The organism is Rhodovulum sp. 12E13 (assembly GCF_003340565.1).
Taxonomy (GTDB): domain Bacteria; phylum Pseudomonadota; class Alphaproteobacteria; order Rhodobacterales; family Rhodobacteraceae; genus HLUCCA09.
Genome location: NZ_QPLK01000022.1, coordinates 45,703 through 59,616, shown reverse-complemented (window position 1 = coordinate 59,616; position 13,914 = coordinate 45,703). Strand labels below are relative to the sequence as shown.

Below are 13,914 nucleotides of genomic sequence, written 5' to 3'. Positions count from 1 at the left end.
CTGCGCCCGCGCGATCCGGGGCCGCGGATCGCCCCGCCAGCCGGCGACGAAGGCCGCCAGGTCCTCCAGCCGGCCGAGCGCGCCGGGCGGCTTGGTCAGCTCCGCCTGCCGGGCGCGGGCGGCGGCGCCGGCGGCGGCGTCGAAGGCGGGCAGCCGCGGGGCGAGGGCCGCCACCTCCTCGAGCGCGGCGATCCCGGGCAGGCCGGTCTGCGGTTCGTCAGGCGGGGAGGTGCTCATTCGGTTTCACCTTCGGCGGGTATCCGGCGACCGCGAGCCACACCTCGTCGCAGGCGATGGCGACCGTCAGGTCGCTGTTCGCATCTTCCTTCGCCTACAATGTCTTTCGCCTCGCGGTGCCGACCGCCACCTGGCCGCCGATGGTCGAGCTCTTCCGGCCGCTGCCGGTGACTGTCCGAGATCCCGTTTCTGGGGCCGGTGCTGTTCACCAAGACGCGCCCACTAACCTTGCCGTCGCGCTGGTGGCGGCGCTGGCCTGGACACTCTACGGCACGTTGCTCGGCCTCGTGATCCGGATGACCGGCGCCTGCCTTACGCTGGCCGCGTTAAATTCGTTCTTCCCCACGATGGCGCAGGGACGCCGCTGGACCTGAGGAGCCCTCGTCGTCGTGATCGCCATGTGGCGGCCGTCGCGGGCGCTCCTGGGCGCGCTGCTCTTCGCGTTCCTCGACGCCTCCCGGCTGCGGCCGCAGATCGTCGTAGAAGGGGTTCCCTACCAACTCTTCCTGATGGCGCCCCTATCTGCAGTCGATCCTCGCCCTGGTGGCGCGGCGCGCGCGGGTGCCGCAGGCGCTGATGCAGCCCTACCATCGCGGAAAGCGATAGGGCGCGGCGGCGCGCGTCGGTGCGCACCGCGCGCGGCCCGGTCAGACCACCTGCTCGACCATGTCCGCGGGATCGATTCCGGCGACGGGCACTGGCGTCTTCATCGCGTCGCGGCGGAAGGGCTCACCCAGTTCCTGGTTGATCATCGCCTCGATCAGCGTTGTCCTGCCGTGCTCCATCTGGTCGCGGATCGCCGTGTGCAGAGCGTCGGTCAGCTCTTCCATCGTGCGGGCGACGACGCCCTGCAGGCCACAGGCCTTGGCGATGCCGGCGTAGGAGACGCCCTCGTCGAGTTCGGTGCCCACGAAGTTGTCGTGGAACCAGAGCGTCGAGTTCCGCTTTTCGGCGCCCCATTGGTAGTTGCGGAAGACGATCTGGGTGATTGCGGGCCATTCGGGGCGGCCGATTGCGGTGAGTTCGGTCACGGCGATACCGAAGGCGCCGTCGCCCGCAAAGCCCACCACAGGCACGTCGGGGCAGCCGATCTTGGCGCCGACGATGGCTGGCAGGCCGTAGCCGCAGGGGCCGAACAGGCCCGGAGCGAGGTATTTCCGCCCCGCCTCGAAACTCGGATAGGCGTTGCCGATGGCGCAGTTGTTGCCGATGTCCGACGAGATGATCGCCTCGCGCGGAAGCGCCGACTGAATCGCGCGCCACGCCATGCGCGGGCTCATCCAGTCGGGTTTGGCCGCGCGGGCGCGTTCGTTCCAGGTGGTGCCGGGGTCGTCCTCCTCATGGTCCATCGAGGAGAGTTGCTGCGCCCAGCGGCTCTTGGTCTCCGCGATCCGGGCCTTCCGCTCCTGCCGGCCCGCATCGCCCGCGGAGGCCGAAAGCTGCCCGAGGATGCCGCGGGCCACCTTCGCCGCGTCGCCCACGATGCCCACCGCCACCCTCTTGGTCAGGCCGATCCGGTCCGGGTTGATGTCGATCTGGACCACCTTCGCCTCTGCCGGCCAGTATTCCATGCCGTAGCCCGGCAGCGTCGAGAACGGATTGAGGCGGGTGCCGAGGCAGAGGACCACGTCGGCGTCGCGGATCAGCTCCATCGCCGCCTTCGAACCGTTGTAGCCGAGCGGGCCGGCGAACAGGGGGTGCGAGCCAGGAAACGCGTCGTTGTGCTGGTAGCCCACGCAGACCGGCGCATCGAGCCGCTCGGCCAGCGCGCGGCTCGCCTCGATCCCGCCCCTCGACAGCACCACGCCCGCGCCGTTCAGGATAACGGGATTACTCGCCTCTGACAGCAGGCGCGCGGCCTCGGCCACCGAGTGCTCGCCTCCGGGCGAATGCTCGAACGTCACGGGCTCGGGAATCTCGATGTCGATCACCTGTGTCCAGTAATCGCGCGGCAGGTTGATCTGCGCCGGCGCCGAGAGCCGCTTCGCCTTGGAGATGACGCGCGCCAGGACTTCGGCCACGCGGGCGGGGTCGCGCACTTCTTCCTGATAGGCGACCATGTCCTCGAACAGCTTCATCTGCTCGACTTCCTGAAAGCCGCCCTGCCCGATCGTCTTGTTGGCCGCCTGCGGTGTCACCAGCAGCAGCGGCGTGTGGTTCCAGTAGGCCGTCTTCACCGCGGTCACGAAATTGGTGATGCCCGGGCCGTTCTGCGCGATCATCATGCTCATCTCGCCGGTCGCGCGCGTATAGCCGTCGGCCATCATCCCCGCGCTGCCCTCGTGCCCGCAATCCCAGAAGGTGATGCCGGCCTTTGGGAACAGGTCCGAGATCGGCATCATGGCCGAGCCGATGATGCCGAAGGCATGGCGGATGCCGTGGCGCTGCAGCGTCTTCACGAAGGCTTCTTCGGTCGTCATCTTCATGGGTCGCTCCTGTCTCCTCCCCGGCCCGCGCCGGCACTTTCCTCTCTGTAGGCGCTGCGCTATTGAGACGGCAAGTCTCATTTTCGAGGGCGCGATGGACGGCGACAAGCGCGAGACGATCCCGACGACGTTGCGGCTGCTATTCGTGGTGGAAGAGGTCGCGCGCGCCGGTGGGCCGGTGACGCCAACCGAGGTGAACCTCGCGCTGGGTCTGCCCAAGCCCACGATCCACCGCCTGTTCGCCACGCTCGAGCAGGAGGGCTTTGTCGAGCGCGACATGGGCGGGCGCGGCTATGCGCCGGGGCCGCGGCTGCGGGCGCTTGCGGGCGGCGTGCTGGTCTCGGCCGGGCTGCGGACGGCACGGCAGGCGATCCTGCAGCGGGTGGCGCACTCGGTCGGAGAGACGTGCAATCTCGCCGTGCCCGATGGCGACGCAATGGTCTATCTCGAACGGATCGAGACGGAGTGGCCTCTGCGTATCCAGCTGCCCATCGGGAGCCGTGTGCCGCTGCACTGCACGGCCGGCGGCAAGTTGTTCCTCGCCTCGCTTCCCCCAGCCGAGCGGTCGCGCGCCCTTTCCGCCCTTTCCCTGTCGCCCAACACCGCCGCGACGCTGACCGCGCCGCAGGCACTCGCGACCGAGCTGGAGACGGTGCGCGCGCAGGGCCATGCGGTGGACCGGCAAGAGTTCATGGACGGCATGATCGCGCTCGCGGTGCCTGTGACCGACGCGAGGGGGCGGCTGATGGCGACGCTGTCATTCCACGCGCCGACGCAGCGCGTGGACGAGCCGGCCGCGATGGCGCACCTCGAGACCCTGCACGCAGCGGCCGCGGAGCTGGCGGCGCTGGTCGCCTGACACTCGGCCTGCCCCCTCAGGCAACGGGGCTTCGCCCGGAAGCGTCGGCAAGCTCCTCGGCGATTAGCTGCACGCCCCGGCGGATGCGGGCCGATGGAATGGAGGAATAGGCCAGGCGGAAGTGCCGCAGGTCGGGCGCCTCGGGGTCGAAGAACGGGTGGCCCGGCTCGATCACCACGCCCTGGCGCCGCAGCCGCCGGGCGAGGTCGGCGGTGTCGATGCCGTCGGGCGCCCGCAGCCAGAAGCACGAGCCGCCATCGGTGCCCGACGCCGCCCCGGCGAGGCCCGCCTCCTCCAGCGCCTGCGCCATGGTCTGGCGGCGCCGGTGGTAGGTCTTGCGCATCCTGTTGATCTGCGCGTCGTAGTGGCCGAGCGACAGGAAATGGGCCGCCGTGCGCTGGATTAACCCCGGCGGGTGGCGCAGCACGGTGGCACGTAGCGCTCGTGCCTCCTGGACGAAGGCCGCCGGCGCCACGACGTAGCCCAAGCGCAGCCCCGGAAACAGCGACTTGGAGAACGACCCCACGTAGATCACGCAACCCGCCGCATCGAGCGACTTCAGCGCGGGCGAGGTGGAGCGATGAAACGACAGCTCGAACTCGTAGTCGTCCTCCACGATCACGAAGCCCTGAGCGGCGGCGCGAGCCAGCAGCGCGCGGCGGCGCTCCAGCGGCATGGTCACGTTCGTCGGGCAGTGGTGGCTGGGGGTGACGAAGACGACGTCGATCCCCTCGCCCAGCGCCTCGGGCGGCAGGCCGTGGCCGTCGACCTCCACGGCGCGCATGTGGCAGCGGGTCTGGCGCAGGATGTCGCGCAGGCCCGGATAGCCCGGGTTCTCGATCGCCGCCGTTCGCCGCTGGGTGAGCAGGAGTTGCGCGCAGAACCACAGCGCGTTCTGCGCGCCCAGCGTCACCAGCACGTTCTCGGGCCCCGCGCGTATGCCGCGGCGGGGCAGGATCTGTCGGGCGATGTATTCCACCAGCTTGGGGTCGTCACGCTCGTAATGGTCGGCGGTCAGCGCGTCGAACTCGCGCTGGCTGACCGCCTGCAGCGCGCAGAGCCGCCAGTTCTGGTGGTCGAACAGCTTGGGATCAGTCTGACCGTAGAGGAACGGGTAGGGATAGCTCTGCCAGTCCGCGGGCCGGTCGATCCGGGTGGGGCGGTGGGCGCGCGGGCCGATCAGGCGTCCCCAGTCAACCGCGCTGCCGGCCGCCTCGCGCGGCAGATCGAAGTCGGGCGCGACCGGCGCCCCGTCGGAGACGAAATAGCCCGACCGGCCCTGCGCCACGAGATAGTCGTCGGCCACGAGGTCGGTGTAGGCGAGCGTCACGGTGATCCGGCTGACGCCGAGATGGCAGGCGAGCGCGCGGCTCGACGGCATCCGCTCGCCGGGGCGGAAGCGACCCGACAGGATCCCCTCCACCACCAGCCGCTTGAGCCGGTGCTGCAGCGTGCCATCGCCCTGGCGGTCGAGGAAGAAGCTTTCGGCGGGAATGGCCATCGGCGGCAGCCTGCCCTGCCTCGGGCCGCATTTCCAGTGGCCTCGCTCGCGCCCCGGCGGTCAGGCCTCGTCAAAGAACTTGCGCAGCCGGATTTCGGCGGAGCGGGCGTGCCCCTCCATCCCTTCGAGGCGCGAGATGCGGGCGGTTGCCTCGGCCACGGGACGCATGCCCTCGCGGGTGGCGCGCTGCCACGTCACCGTCTTGAGAAATTTGTGCACCGAAAGCCCGCCCGTGTAGCGCGCCGCGCCCGAGGTCGGCAGCACGTGGTTCGGACCCGAGGCCTTGTCGCCCATCGCCACGGTCGTCTCCTCGCCCAGAAAGAGCGAGCCATAGACGGAAAGGCGCCGCAGCCACCAGTCGAGATCGGCCGCCTGGACCTGAAGATGCTCGGGCGCGTAGCCATCGGAGACGCGCGCCATGTCCTCGCGATCTGTGCAAAGCACCACCTCGCCATGGTCGCGCCAGGCGGCCTCGGCGCTGGCGCGGTTGGGCTCAGGCAGGGCGTCGATCATCGCCGGCACGAGGCGCAGGACGGTGTCGGCCAGCGGGCGGTGGTCGGTCACCAGCCAGACCGGCGAGTTGAATCCGTGCTCGGCCTGGCCGACGAGGTCGGCCGCGACGATCTCGGGGTCGGCGCCACGGTCGGCCACGACGAGCGCGTCGGTCGGGCCGGCCACCATGTCGATCCCGCAGCGGCCGTAGAGGGCGCGCTTGGCCTCGGCCACGTAGGCATTGCCTGGGCCCACGAGGATGTCGGCAGGCGGCGTGTCGAAGAGGCCAAAGGCCATCGCCGCGATCGCCTGCACGCCCCCGAGGTTCAGCACCGTGTCGGCACCGCAGACATGCATCGCGTAGAGGATCTCGGGCGGGATGCCCTGGGGCGTCGAGGGCGGCGAGCAGGCGGTGACGTGCGAGACCCCGGCCACCTTGGCGGTGGTGATCGTCATCACCGCGCTCGCCACATGGGCGTAGCGTCCCCCGGGCACATAGGCGCCGGCCGTGCCCACCGGGATCTGCCGCTGCCCGGCGATCAGCCCCGGCACGATCTCCACCTCCGTCTCGCCGATGGTCGCCAACTGCGCCTCGGCGAAGCGGCGGATGTTGTCGTGGGCGAAGACGATGTCGCGCTTGAGCGCGTCCGAAACCCGCGCGCCCGCCTCGGCCAGCGCCTCCGCCGGCACCACGATGTCGCCCTCCCACCGGTCGAACTGACGCGCGTAGCGCAGGGCGGCGTCCTCGCGCTCGGCCTCGAGAATCGACAGCATCAGGGAGACGCCCTCGCGCAGGTCCTGCTCTGCCTCGCGGCTCGGCGGCCGGGCCTTCTTCAGCCAGATCGCGCACATGGCCCGGCTCCGCTCCCCATTCCTGCCGGCCTCAGGCGCGTCCCTTCCAGGGCACCAGCCACGCCTCGGCCCGGCGCATCAGGATATCGATGGAATAGCCGATGATACCGATCAGGACGATACCCAATATCACGATGTCGGTAAGCTGGAACTTGGATGCGGCGATGATCATCATCCCCGCCCCCTTCTGCGCGGCCACGAGCTCTGCCGCGACGACCGTGCCCCAGCAGACCCCCATCGCCACCCGCGCGCCGGTAAAGATCTCGGGAAGCGAGTTGGGCACGATCACGTGGCGCATGATCTGCCATTTCGAGGCGCCGAGCGAGTAGGCCGCGTGGATCTTGGTGATGTTGACGCCCGATACCCCCGCCCGCGCCGAGATGATCATGATCCACAGCGCGGCGAGGAACAGCAGCACGATCTTGCCCGTCTCCCAGATGCCGAACCAGATGATCACCAGCGGGATCAGCGCGAGCGGCGGGACCGGGCGCATGAACTCCACGATCGGGTCGAACCAGCCGCGGAACCACCCCGACAGGCCCATCGCGTAGCCGAGCGGAATGCCGACCGCCGCGCCCAGAAGGAAGCCCACCACCACGCGCAGCAGCGACCATCCCAGATGCTGCCACAGAGTGAAGTTCTGATAGCCGTTCGAGGCGATCTCGAAGAAGCGCGCCACCACCGTCTCGGGCGCAGGCAGCCAGATCGGCTCCATCTGCATGCCCGTCGCGGGGGCGAAGTTTAGCGAGCCGCGCCCGCTCATCGTCACCGTGCCGTTGGGCACCTCGACCGTCCGATCGGGCTCGATGGGCTGCCCGGCGACGGCGACGATGCGCACCTCCTCGTCCTCGCCGCCGTCGTTGGCCTGGGCACGGATCAACTCGCTGCGCCACATGCCGACCACCGCGGTGTCGTTCCGCGCGAAACCGTCGCCGGGCTCGATCTCGGGCGGGTCGGGGTCGCGCCCCACCTCGTGGACGAGGACGCGCACGATGGCGGTGTCCTGCTCGCCTGCTTCGTTCTCGGCGGTGTAGGTGAACTCGGTCAGGCCCTGGAACGGCCCCGGCACGTGGACCGGCACCAGCCGCGAACCGGTGAAGGCGCCCCAGATCAGGAAGATCGCGATCACCGAGATGATCGAGGCGGCGCGGTCGGGGCGCACCGCGCTCTCGTCGCCGAAGGTCACGGTCTTGAGGCTGGTGAAATCCTGCCGCTGGGTGGCGAGGCGCCGGGCCGCGTAGACAACGGCGAAGGACAGCGCGAACAGCGCGGCGTAGAACAGAAGCAGGGTCATTCCGCCGCCTCCGCGCGGCCCATGATCTCTTCCTCCATTTCCCAGATCATGCCCAGGATCTCCTCGCGCTTTTCGCCGAAGGCGGGGTCTTTCTTGACCTCGCGCAGGTCGGCGCCCACGCCGGCATCCGCGAAGGGCAGATTATAGATCTCGTGGATGCGGCCGGGGCGCGGCGCCATGACGATCAGCCGCTCGCCGAGAAGCAGCGCCTCCTCGACCGAATGGGTGATCAGGATCACCGTCTTGCCAGTCTCCTTCCAAAGCTTGAGAACCAGCCCCTGCATCTTCTCGCGCGTCAGAGCGTCCAGCGCGCCCAGAGGCTCGTCCATCAGGATCACGTCGGGGTCGTTAGCAAGGCAGCGGGCAAGGGCCACGCGCTGCTGCATTCCGCCGGACAGCTCATAGACCGCCTTGTCCTTGAAGTCGCGCAGCCCGACGATCTCGAGCAGGTGATCGGAGATCCTGTCGCGCTCGGCCCGGGGCATCCCCTTCATCCGGGGGCCGAAATCGACGTTCTCGCGCACGTTCATCCACTCGAACAGCGCGCCCTTCTGGAACACCATCCCCCGCTCGGCGGCCGGCCCCCTCACTGTGTGGCCGTTGATCTCGACCGAGCCGGAGGTGGGGGCGAGAAAGCCCGCGACGATGTTGAGAAGGGTGGTCTTGCCGCAGCCCGAGGGACCCAGAACCGAGATGATCTCGCCCTCGGCGATCGACAGCGACACGTCGTGGAGCGCCTGCACCCAGGACCCGTTGGGCAGGTCGAAGCGCATCGACAGGTGTTTGATCTCGAGCCCGGACACGATGCCTCCCGCTGTCATGGTCAGGGGCGGCCCGGAAAGCCGGACCGCCCCGTCAGGTTTCGGCCGCGCAGGCCGGGCTCACATGCCGTCGGCGACCGCCTGCAGCGGCTCGATGTTGACCGTCTCGGCGTAGCTGTCGAGCTTGCCGTCGATCGAGCCGGCGTCGAGGAAGACCTGCGCCACCCCGTCCATGAAGCTGCCGGCGCCGCCGCCGAGCCACTTCTCGGACAGCTGCTCGGAGACCCCGGGGAACACGAAGGTCTCGATGGTGGCCTCGGTCGCGTCGAGGTCCATGCCGGCGTCCTGCGCGATCACCGGCAGCATCTCGTCGGTGTGCTCGCCCGAGTTCCACATCTCGTTGGCCTGCGCCGTCACGGCGAGGAACTGCGAGACGAGATCGGGATTCTCGGCGACGAAATCGGCCGGCGCGCTGGTGACGTCGAAGACAAGGATGCCCAGCTCTTCCTTCTCGGCGCCCGTCAGCAGGACGTTGCCGTGCTCTTTCATCCGGCGCAGGGCGCCCCCCCAGCCGCACACCATGTCGAGGCTGCCCTGCGCGAAGGCGGCCGCACCATCGGGCGGCGCCATGTCGACGATCTCCATCGTCGAGATGTCGACGCCGAAATGGTTCATCTGCGCCAGGAAGCCGTAATGCGCCGCGGTGCCGATCGGCACGCCAACGCGCTTGCCCTCGAGGTCGCCCGCGTTGGTCTTGTCGATTTCCAGCTCGGTCCGCACCACGCAGTTGTCGTTGTCGGAGTAGCTGACGGCCACGTCGAGGATCTTCAGGTCCTGCCCCGCGGAGGTGGCGACCACGAAGGGTGGCACGCCCTGGCTGACGGCCATCTGCACGTCGCCCGAGGCCATCGCCGCCGACATCGCCGTGCCGGTGTCGAACGACACCCAGTTGATCGGGATGCCCATCGCCTCTTCGTACATGCCCTCGGCCTTGGCGTACTGGAACGGCATCGGCCATTCGAGGAAATAGGCGACGGTGATGCCGTCCTGCGCCTGGACGGTGCTTGCGGCGAGGGCGGCGGCGCCGGCGACCGTCCCCAGAATGCGGGCTTTCAGCGTCATCGAAGTCTCCCTGTTCTTTTTCGGCCGGCCGCTCGGGCCGGTCCTTTTGGACAGGAAGACTATAGCGAGCGAGTTTTCACGCCACATAGGTCCAGATTCCACAAATCCCGTAAGTCCAGGGAGAATCCGCGCGCCGACCCGCCTTGCGGCGTCACTGGCCTGATCAATGGCCGGGATCTGGCGCTATTCAGTCGCCTCGGCTTTGAGCAGTTTGCGGATCGGCCGGCCAGCGGGGCGGGCCGCATCCTGCGGAGTGAGCGATGAACACGGCCTTCAGCCCGAACGACCTGACCGAAGTGATCGAGGCCGACCGGGCGCATCTGTGGCACCACCTGATCCAGCACGCGCCCTTCGAGACCGCCGCACCCCGCATCATGGTCGAGGGCCGGGGCATGCGCGTATGGGACGCCACCGGCAAGGAACATCTCGACGCCGTCTCGGGCGGCGTCTGGACGGTGAACGTGGGCTACGGGCGCGAGCGCATCGCCAACGCCGTGCGCGACCAGCTGATCCAGATGAACTATTTTGCGAACTCCGCCGGCTCGATCCCCGGCGCGCGCTTTGCCGCGATGCTCGTGGAGAAGATGCCGGGCCTGTCCCGCGTCTACTACACCAATTCGGGGTCGGAGGCGAACGAGAAGGCCTTCAAGATGATCCGCCAGATCGCCCACAAGCGGCATGGCGGGCGCAAGCACAAGATCCTCTACCGCGAGCGCGACTACCACGGCACGACGATCACCGCCCTCTCGGCCGGCGGCCAGCCCGAGCGCAACGCGCAATACGGCCCCTACACGCCCGGCTTCGTGCCCGTGCCGCATTGCCTCGAATACCGCGCGCAATGGGACGTGGCGAACTACGGCGAGCGCGCCGCGGACGCCATCGAGGAGGTGATCCTGCGCGAGGGACCCGACACGGTAGGCGCGCTCTGCCTCGAGCCTATCACCGCCGGGGGCGGCGTGATCGTCCCGCCCGAGGGCTACTGGGAGCGGGTGCAGGAGATCTGCCGGAAATACGACGTGCTTCTGCATATCGACGAGGTGGTGTGCGGGGTGGGCCGCACCGGGGAGTGGTTCGGCTACCAGCATTACGGGGTGAAGCCCGATTTCGTGACCATGGCCAAGGGCGTCGCCTCGGGCTACGCCGCCATCGCCTGCCTCGTGACGACCGAGGAAGTGTTCAGCCTTTTCAAGGACGCCCCCGAGGACCCGCTCGACTACTTCCGCGACATCTCCACCTTCGGGGGCTGCACAGCCGGGCCGGCGGCCGCCATCGAGAACATGGCGATCATCGAGGAAGAGGGACTGCTGGCGAACTGCACGGCGATGGGCGCGCGGCTGATGGCGAACCTGGCCGCGCTTAAGGAAAAGCACCGCGTCGTGGGCGACGTGCGCGGCAAGGGCCTGTTCTGCGGGGCGGAACTGGTGGCCGACCGCGCCACGAAGGAGCCCGCGTCGGAGAAGCAGGTGCAGGCGGTGGTGGCCCACTGCATGGCGCAGGGTGTCATCATCGGGGCGACCAACCGTTCGCTGCCGGGCTACAACAACACGCTCACCTTCTCGCCCTCCCTCATTGCCACGGACGATGACATCGACCGGATCACCGAGGCGGTGGACGGCGCGCTGACCCGCGTCTTCGGCTGAGGCGATGACGCCCCCCGCCCACGCCCGCGCCGTCGTCATCGGCGGTGGCGTGTCTGGCTGCTCGGTCGCCTACCACCTGGCCAGGCTCGGCTGGTCCGACGTGGTGCTGCTGGAACGGCGGCGGCTGACCTGCGGCACCACGTGGCACGCCGCCGGGCTGATCGGGCAGCTTCGCCCCAGCCGGAACCTCACGCGGCTCGCCAAATACTCCGCCGAGCTCTACGCGCGGCTGGAGGACGAAACGGGCGTCGCCACCGGCCTGCGCCTGTCGGGCTCGATCTCGGTGGCGCTGACCGAGCACAGGTGGGAGGAGCTGCGCCGGCAGGCGACCCTCGCCCATACCTTCGGCGTCGAGGCTGAGCTGGTGACGCCGGGCGAGGTGAAGGCGCTCTATCCGCACCTCGAGGTCGGCGACGTGATCGGCGGCGTGCATCTGCCGGGCGACGGGCAGGGCGACCCGGCCAACATCGCCATGGCGCTGGCCAAGGGTGCGCGGATGGCCGGCGTGACCGTTCTGGAGGGGGTAACCATGACCGACGTCGCCCATGACGGGCGGCGGGTGACTGGGGTGGACTGGCAGGCGAACGGCGAGACGGGCCGCATCGCCACCGACGTCGTGATCAATTGCGGTGGCATGTGGGGGCGCGACCTCGCCGCGCGCTCGGGCGTGACGCTGCCGCTTCACGCCTGCGAGCATTTCTACCTCCTGACCGAGCCGATCGACGGCCTTGGCGCCCTGCCCACCCTGCGCGTGCCCGACGAGTGCGCCTATTAAAAGGAAGACGCCGGCAAGATGCTGCTCGGGGCCTTCGAGCCCCGCGCCAAGCCCTGGGGGACGGACGGGATACCGCAGGATTTCGAGTTCGACGCGCTGCCCGAGGATTTCGCCCATTTCGAGCCGATTCTCGAGACGGCGATGCACCGGATGCCGATGTTCCAGACCGCCGGCATCCACACCTTCTTCAACGGCCCCGAAAGCTTCACCCCCGACGACATGTATTACCTCGGCGAGGCGCCGGAGTTGCCCGGCTACTGGGTTGCGGCCGGCTACAATTCCATCGGCATCGTCTCGTCGGGGGGCGCGGGCATGGCGCTCGCCCAGTGGATCGACGCGGGCCACCCGCCCTTCGATCTGTGGGATGTCGACATCCGCCGCGCCCAGCCCTTCCAGCGCAATCGACGCTACCTGCGCGAGCGCGTCAGCGAAACGCTCGGCCTGCTCTACGCCGATCACTACCCCCACCGGCAGCCCGAGACCGCGCGCGGCGTGCGTCGCTCGCCTCTGCACGCGCATCTGAGGGAGCGCGGCGCGGTGTTCGGCGTGGCTGCCGGGTGGGAGCGGGCCAACTGGTTCGCCGCGCCGGGGCAGGAGCGGGAATACCGCTACGACTGGGCCGGGCAGAACTGGTTCGCCAACCAGCGGGCCGAGCATAGGGCCGTGCGCGAGGGGGCGGGCCTGTTCGACCTGTCATCCTTTGGCAAGATCCGGGTCGAGGGGCACGACGCCTGCGCCTTCCTGCAGCGGGTCTGCGGCAACGACGTGGACGTTGCGCCGGGCCGGATCGTCTATACCCAGATGCTGAACGCGCGGGGCGGGATCGAGAGCGACCTGACCGTGACGCGCCTGTCCGAGACGGCCTTCCTGCTCGTCGTCCCCGCCGCCTGCGTGGTGCGCGACATGGCGTGGCTGCGCCGCCATGTGGGCGACGCCTTCGCCGTGATCACCGATGTCACCGCCGCCGAGGCGGTGCTGGCCGTGATGGGGCCGCGGGCGCGCGAGGTGCTGGCCCGCGTCAGCCCCGCCGACCTTTCGAATGCCGCCCACCCCTTCGGCACGGCACGCGAGATCGAGGTGGGCATGGGCCTCGCCCGAGCACATCGCGTCAGCTACGTGGGCGAACTCGGCTGGGAACTCTACGTCAGCGCCGATCAGGCGGCCCATGTCTACGAGGCGCTGACCGAGGCCGGCGGCGACGACCTGACGCTCTGCGGGATGCACGCGCTCGATTCCTGCCGGATCGAGAAAGGCTTTCGCCATTTCGGCCACGACGTCACCGACGAGGATCACGTACTCGAGGCCGGCCTCGGCTTCGCGGTGAAGACGGACAAGGGCGATTTCCTCGGCCGTGACGCCGTGCTGCGGCGCAAGCAGGCCGGCCTCTCCCGCCGCCTGCTCCAGTTCCGGCTGGAGGACCCCGCCGCGATGGTCTTTCACAACGAGGCGATCGTGCGCGACGGGCGGATCGTGTCGATCGTCACATCGGGCAATTATGGCCATGCCCTCGGCGGTGCCATCGCGCTCGGCTACGTCCCCTGCGCCGGCGAGACGGCGCCCGAGCTGCTCGCCGCGCGCTACGAGATCGAGATCGGCGGCGCACGTATCCCCGCCCGGCCGAGCCTGCGGCCGCTCTACGATCCGACCCACGCGCGGATGCGCGCCTGAAGAAAGGCGAAGGACGGCAAGCCGAAGCTCATCAGTTAGTCGTCTAAGCGATTGATATTGCTTGCCCTGAGGCGGCAATCTTGCCACGACAGTGGTCCTCAGGCCGGTTTCGTGAGGATCGGCTCTGAACTGGCAACCCACCTTACTTGGCCGCAAGCATTTGAAGACGCAGCATTTTCGAGGCAATCGCGAGATCTCTACCGGCGCCTATAGGGACCCCGTGCCGGGAGCGCTTTCCAAGGCTTGGACCGGGACTGACAGGGATCACCGTCATCCAAATCGTCGGG

Annotated in this window: 10 protein-coding genes and 1 pseudogene; 4 read left to right on the top strand and 7 right to left on the bottom strand. The window is 69.0% G+C overall.

The window, feature by feature from the left end:
- A partial coding sequence (locus DLJ49_RS16715; protein WP_199533402.1) for a nicotinate-nucleotide--dimethylbenzimidazole phosphoribosyltransferase occupies window positions 1-237 on the bottom strand: 237 nt, incomplete at its 3' end.
- A 56-nt stretch (window positions 238-293) separates the two neighbouring features.
- Between DLJ49_RS16715 and DLJ49_RS22175 the strand changes: the two genes are divergently transcribed.
- Window positions 294-611, top strand: a complete 318-nt coding sequence (locus tag DLJ49_RS22175) for a hypothetical protein (protein WP_199533401.1) — start codon at window positions 294-296, stop codon at window positions 609-611.
- A gap of 273 nt (window positions 612-884) precedes the next feature.
- Here DLJ49_RS22175 and xsc read toward each other — a convergent pair whose 3' ends face one another.
- The gene (gene xsc / locus DLJ49_RS16705) at window positions 885-2,663 is read right to left on the bottom strand and encodes a sulfoacetaldehyde acetyltransferase (RefSeq protein WP_115394689.1); all 1,779 of its coding nucleotides are present in this window, start codon (window positions 2,661-2,663) and stop codon (window positions 885-887) included.
- A 94-nt stretch (window positions 2,664-2,757) separates the two neighbouring features.
- On the opposite strand from xsc, the gene DLJ49_RS16700 reads away from it, so the two are divergent.
- Window positions 2,758-3,522 (top strand): IclR family transcriptional regulator, encoded by a 765-nt coding sequence (locus tag DLJ49_RS16700; RefSeq protein WP_115394688.1) that lies wholly within the window; start codon window positions 2,758-2,760, stop codon window positions 3,520-3,522.
- Window positions 3,523-3,538: 16 nt separating this feature from the next.
- Here DLJ49_RS16700 and DLJ49_RS16695 read toward each other — a convergent pair whose 3' ends face one another.
- The 5 genes from DLJ49_RS16695 to DLJ49_RS16675 all read right to left on the bottom strand — a co-directional run bounded on the left by DLJ49_RS16695 (window position 3,539) and on the right by DLJ49_RS16675 (window position 9,544).
- Window positions 3,539-5,023 (bottom strand): MocR-like pyridoxine biosynthesis transcription factor PdxR, encoded by a 1,485-nt coding sequence (locus DLJ49_RS16695; protein WP_115394687.1) that lies wholly within the window; start codon window positions 5,021-5,023, stop codon window positions 3,539-3,541.
- A gap of 60 nt (window positions 5,024-5,083) precedes the next feature.
- The gene (gene hisD / locus DLJ49_RS16690) at window positions 5,084-6,367 is read right to left on the bottom strand and encodes a histidinol dehydrogenase (RefSeq protein ID WP_115394686.1); all 1,284 of its coding nucleotides are present in this window, start codon (window positions 6,365-6,367) and stop codon (window positions 5,084-5,086) included.
- A 31-nt stretch (window positions 6,368-6,398) separates the two neighbouring features.
- On the bottom strand, window positions 6,399-7,661 hold the full coding sequence (locus DLJ49_RS16685; protein WP_115394685.1) for an ABC transporter permease: 1,263 nt from the start codon (window positions 7,659-7,661) through the stop codon (window positions 6,399-6,401).
- Window positions 7,658-8,464 (bottom strand): taurine ABC transporter ATP-binding protein, encoded by an 807-nt coding sequence (locus DLJ49_RS16680; RefSeq protein WP_115394684.1) that lies wholly within the window; start codon window positions 8,462-8,464, stop codon window positions 7,658-7,660. The genes DLJ49_RS16685 and DLJ49_RS16680 overlap by 4 nt, the downstream gene beginning before the upstream one ends.
- Before the next feature lie 78 nt (window positions 8,465-8,542).
- A complete protein-coding gene (locus DLJ49_RS16675; RefSeq protein WP_115394683.1) occupies window positions 8,543-9,544 on the bottom strand; it encodes a taurine ABC transporter substrate-binding protein in 1,002 nt (333 codons plus the stop codon).
- Window positions 9,545-9,804: 260 nt separating this feature from the next.
- Between DLJ49_RS16675 and DLJ49_RS16670 the strand changes: the two genes are divergently transcribed.
- Window positions 9,805-11,184 carry an aminotransferase family protein gene (locus tag DLJ49_RS16670; protein WP_115394682.1) on the top strand — a complete coding sequence of 460 codons (1,380 nt, stop codon included), beginning with the start codon at window positions 9,805-9,807 and terminating at the stop codon, window positions 11,182-11,184.
- 4 nt (window positions 11,185-11,188) lie between these two features.
- Window positions 11,189-13,627: pseudogene (locus DLJ49_RS16665) on the top strand (FAD-dependent oxidoreductase).
- Window positions 13,628-13,914: the final 287 nt, after the last annotated feature.

Bases quoted from the DNA above. Each gene is read 5' to 3' on its own strand.
- DLJ49_RS22175 (WP_199533401.1), top strand. From the start codon at position 294: ATGGCGACCGTCAGGTCGCTGTTCGCATCTTCCTTCGCCTACAATGTC.
- xsc (WP_115394689.1), bottom strand. From the start codon at position 2,663: ATGAAGATGACGACCGAAGAAGCCTTCGTGAAGACGCTGCAGCGCCAC.
- DLJ49_RS16700 (WP_115394688.1), top strand. From the start codon at position 2,758: ATGGACGGCGACAAGCGCGAGACGATCCCGACGACGTTGCGGCTGCTA.
- DLJ49_RS16695 (WP_115394687.1), bottom strand. From the start codon at position 5,023: ATGGCCATTCCCGCCGAAAGCTTCTTCCTCGACCGCCAGGGCGATGGC.
- hisD (WP_115394686.1), bottom strand. From the start codon at position 6,367: ATGTGCGCGATCTGGCTGAAGAAGGCCCGGCCGCCGAGCCGCGAGGCA.
- DLJ49_RS16685 (WP_115394685.1), bottom strand. From the start codon at position 7,661: ATGACCCTGCTTCTGTTCTACGCCGCGCTGTTCGCGCTGTCCTTCGCC.
- DLJ49_RS16675 (WP_115394683.1), bottom strand. From the start codon at position 9,544: ATGACGCTGAAAGCCCGCATTCTGGGGACGGTCGCCGGCGCCGCCGCC.
- DLJ49_RS16670 (WP_115394682.1), top strand. From the start codon at position 9,805: ATGAACACGGCCTTCAGCCCGAACGACCTGACCGAAGTGATCGAGGCC.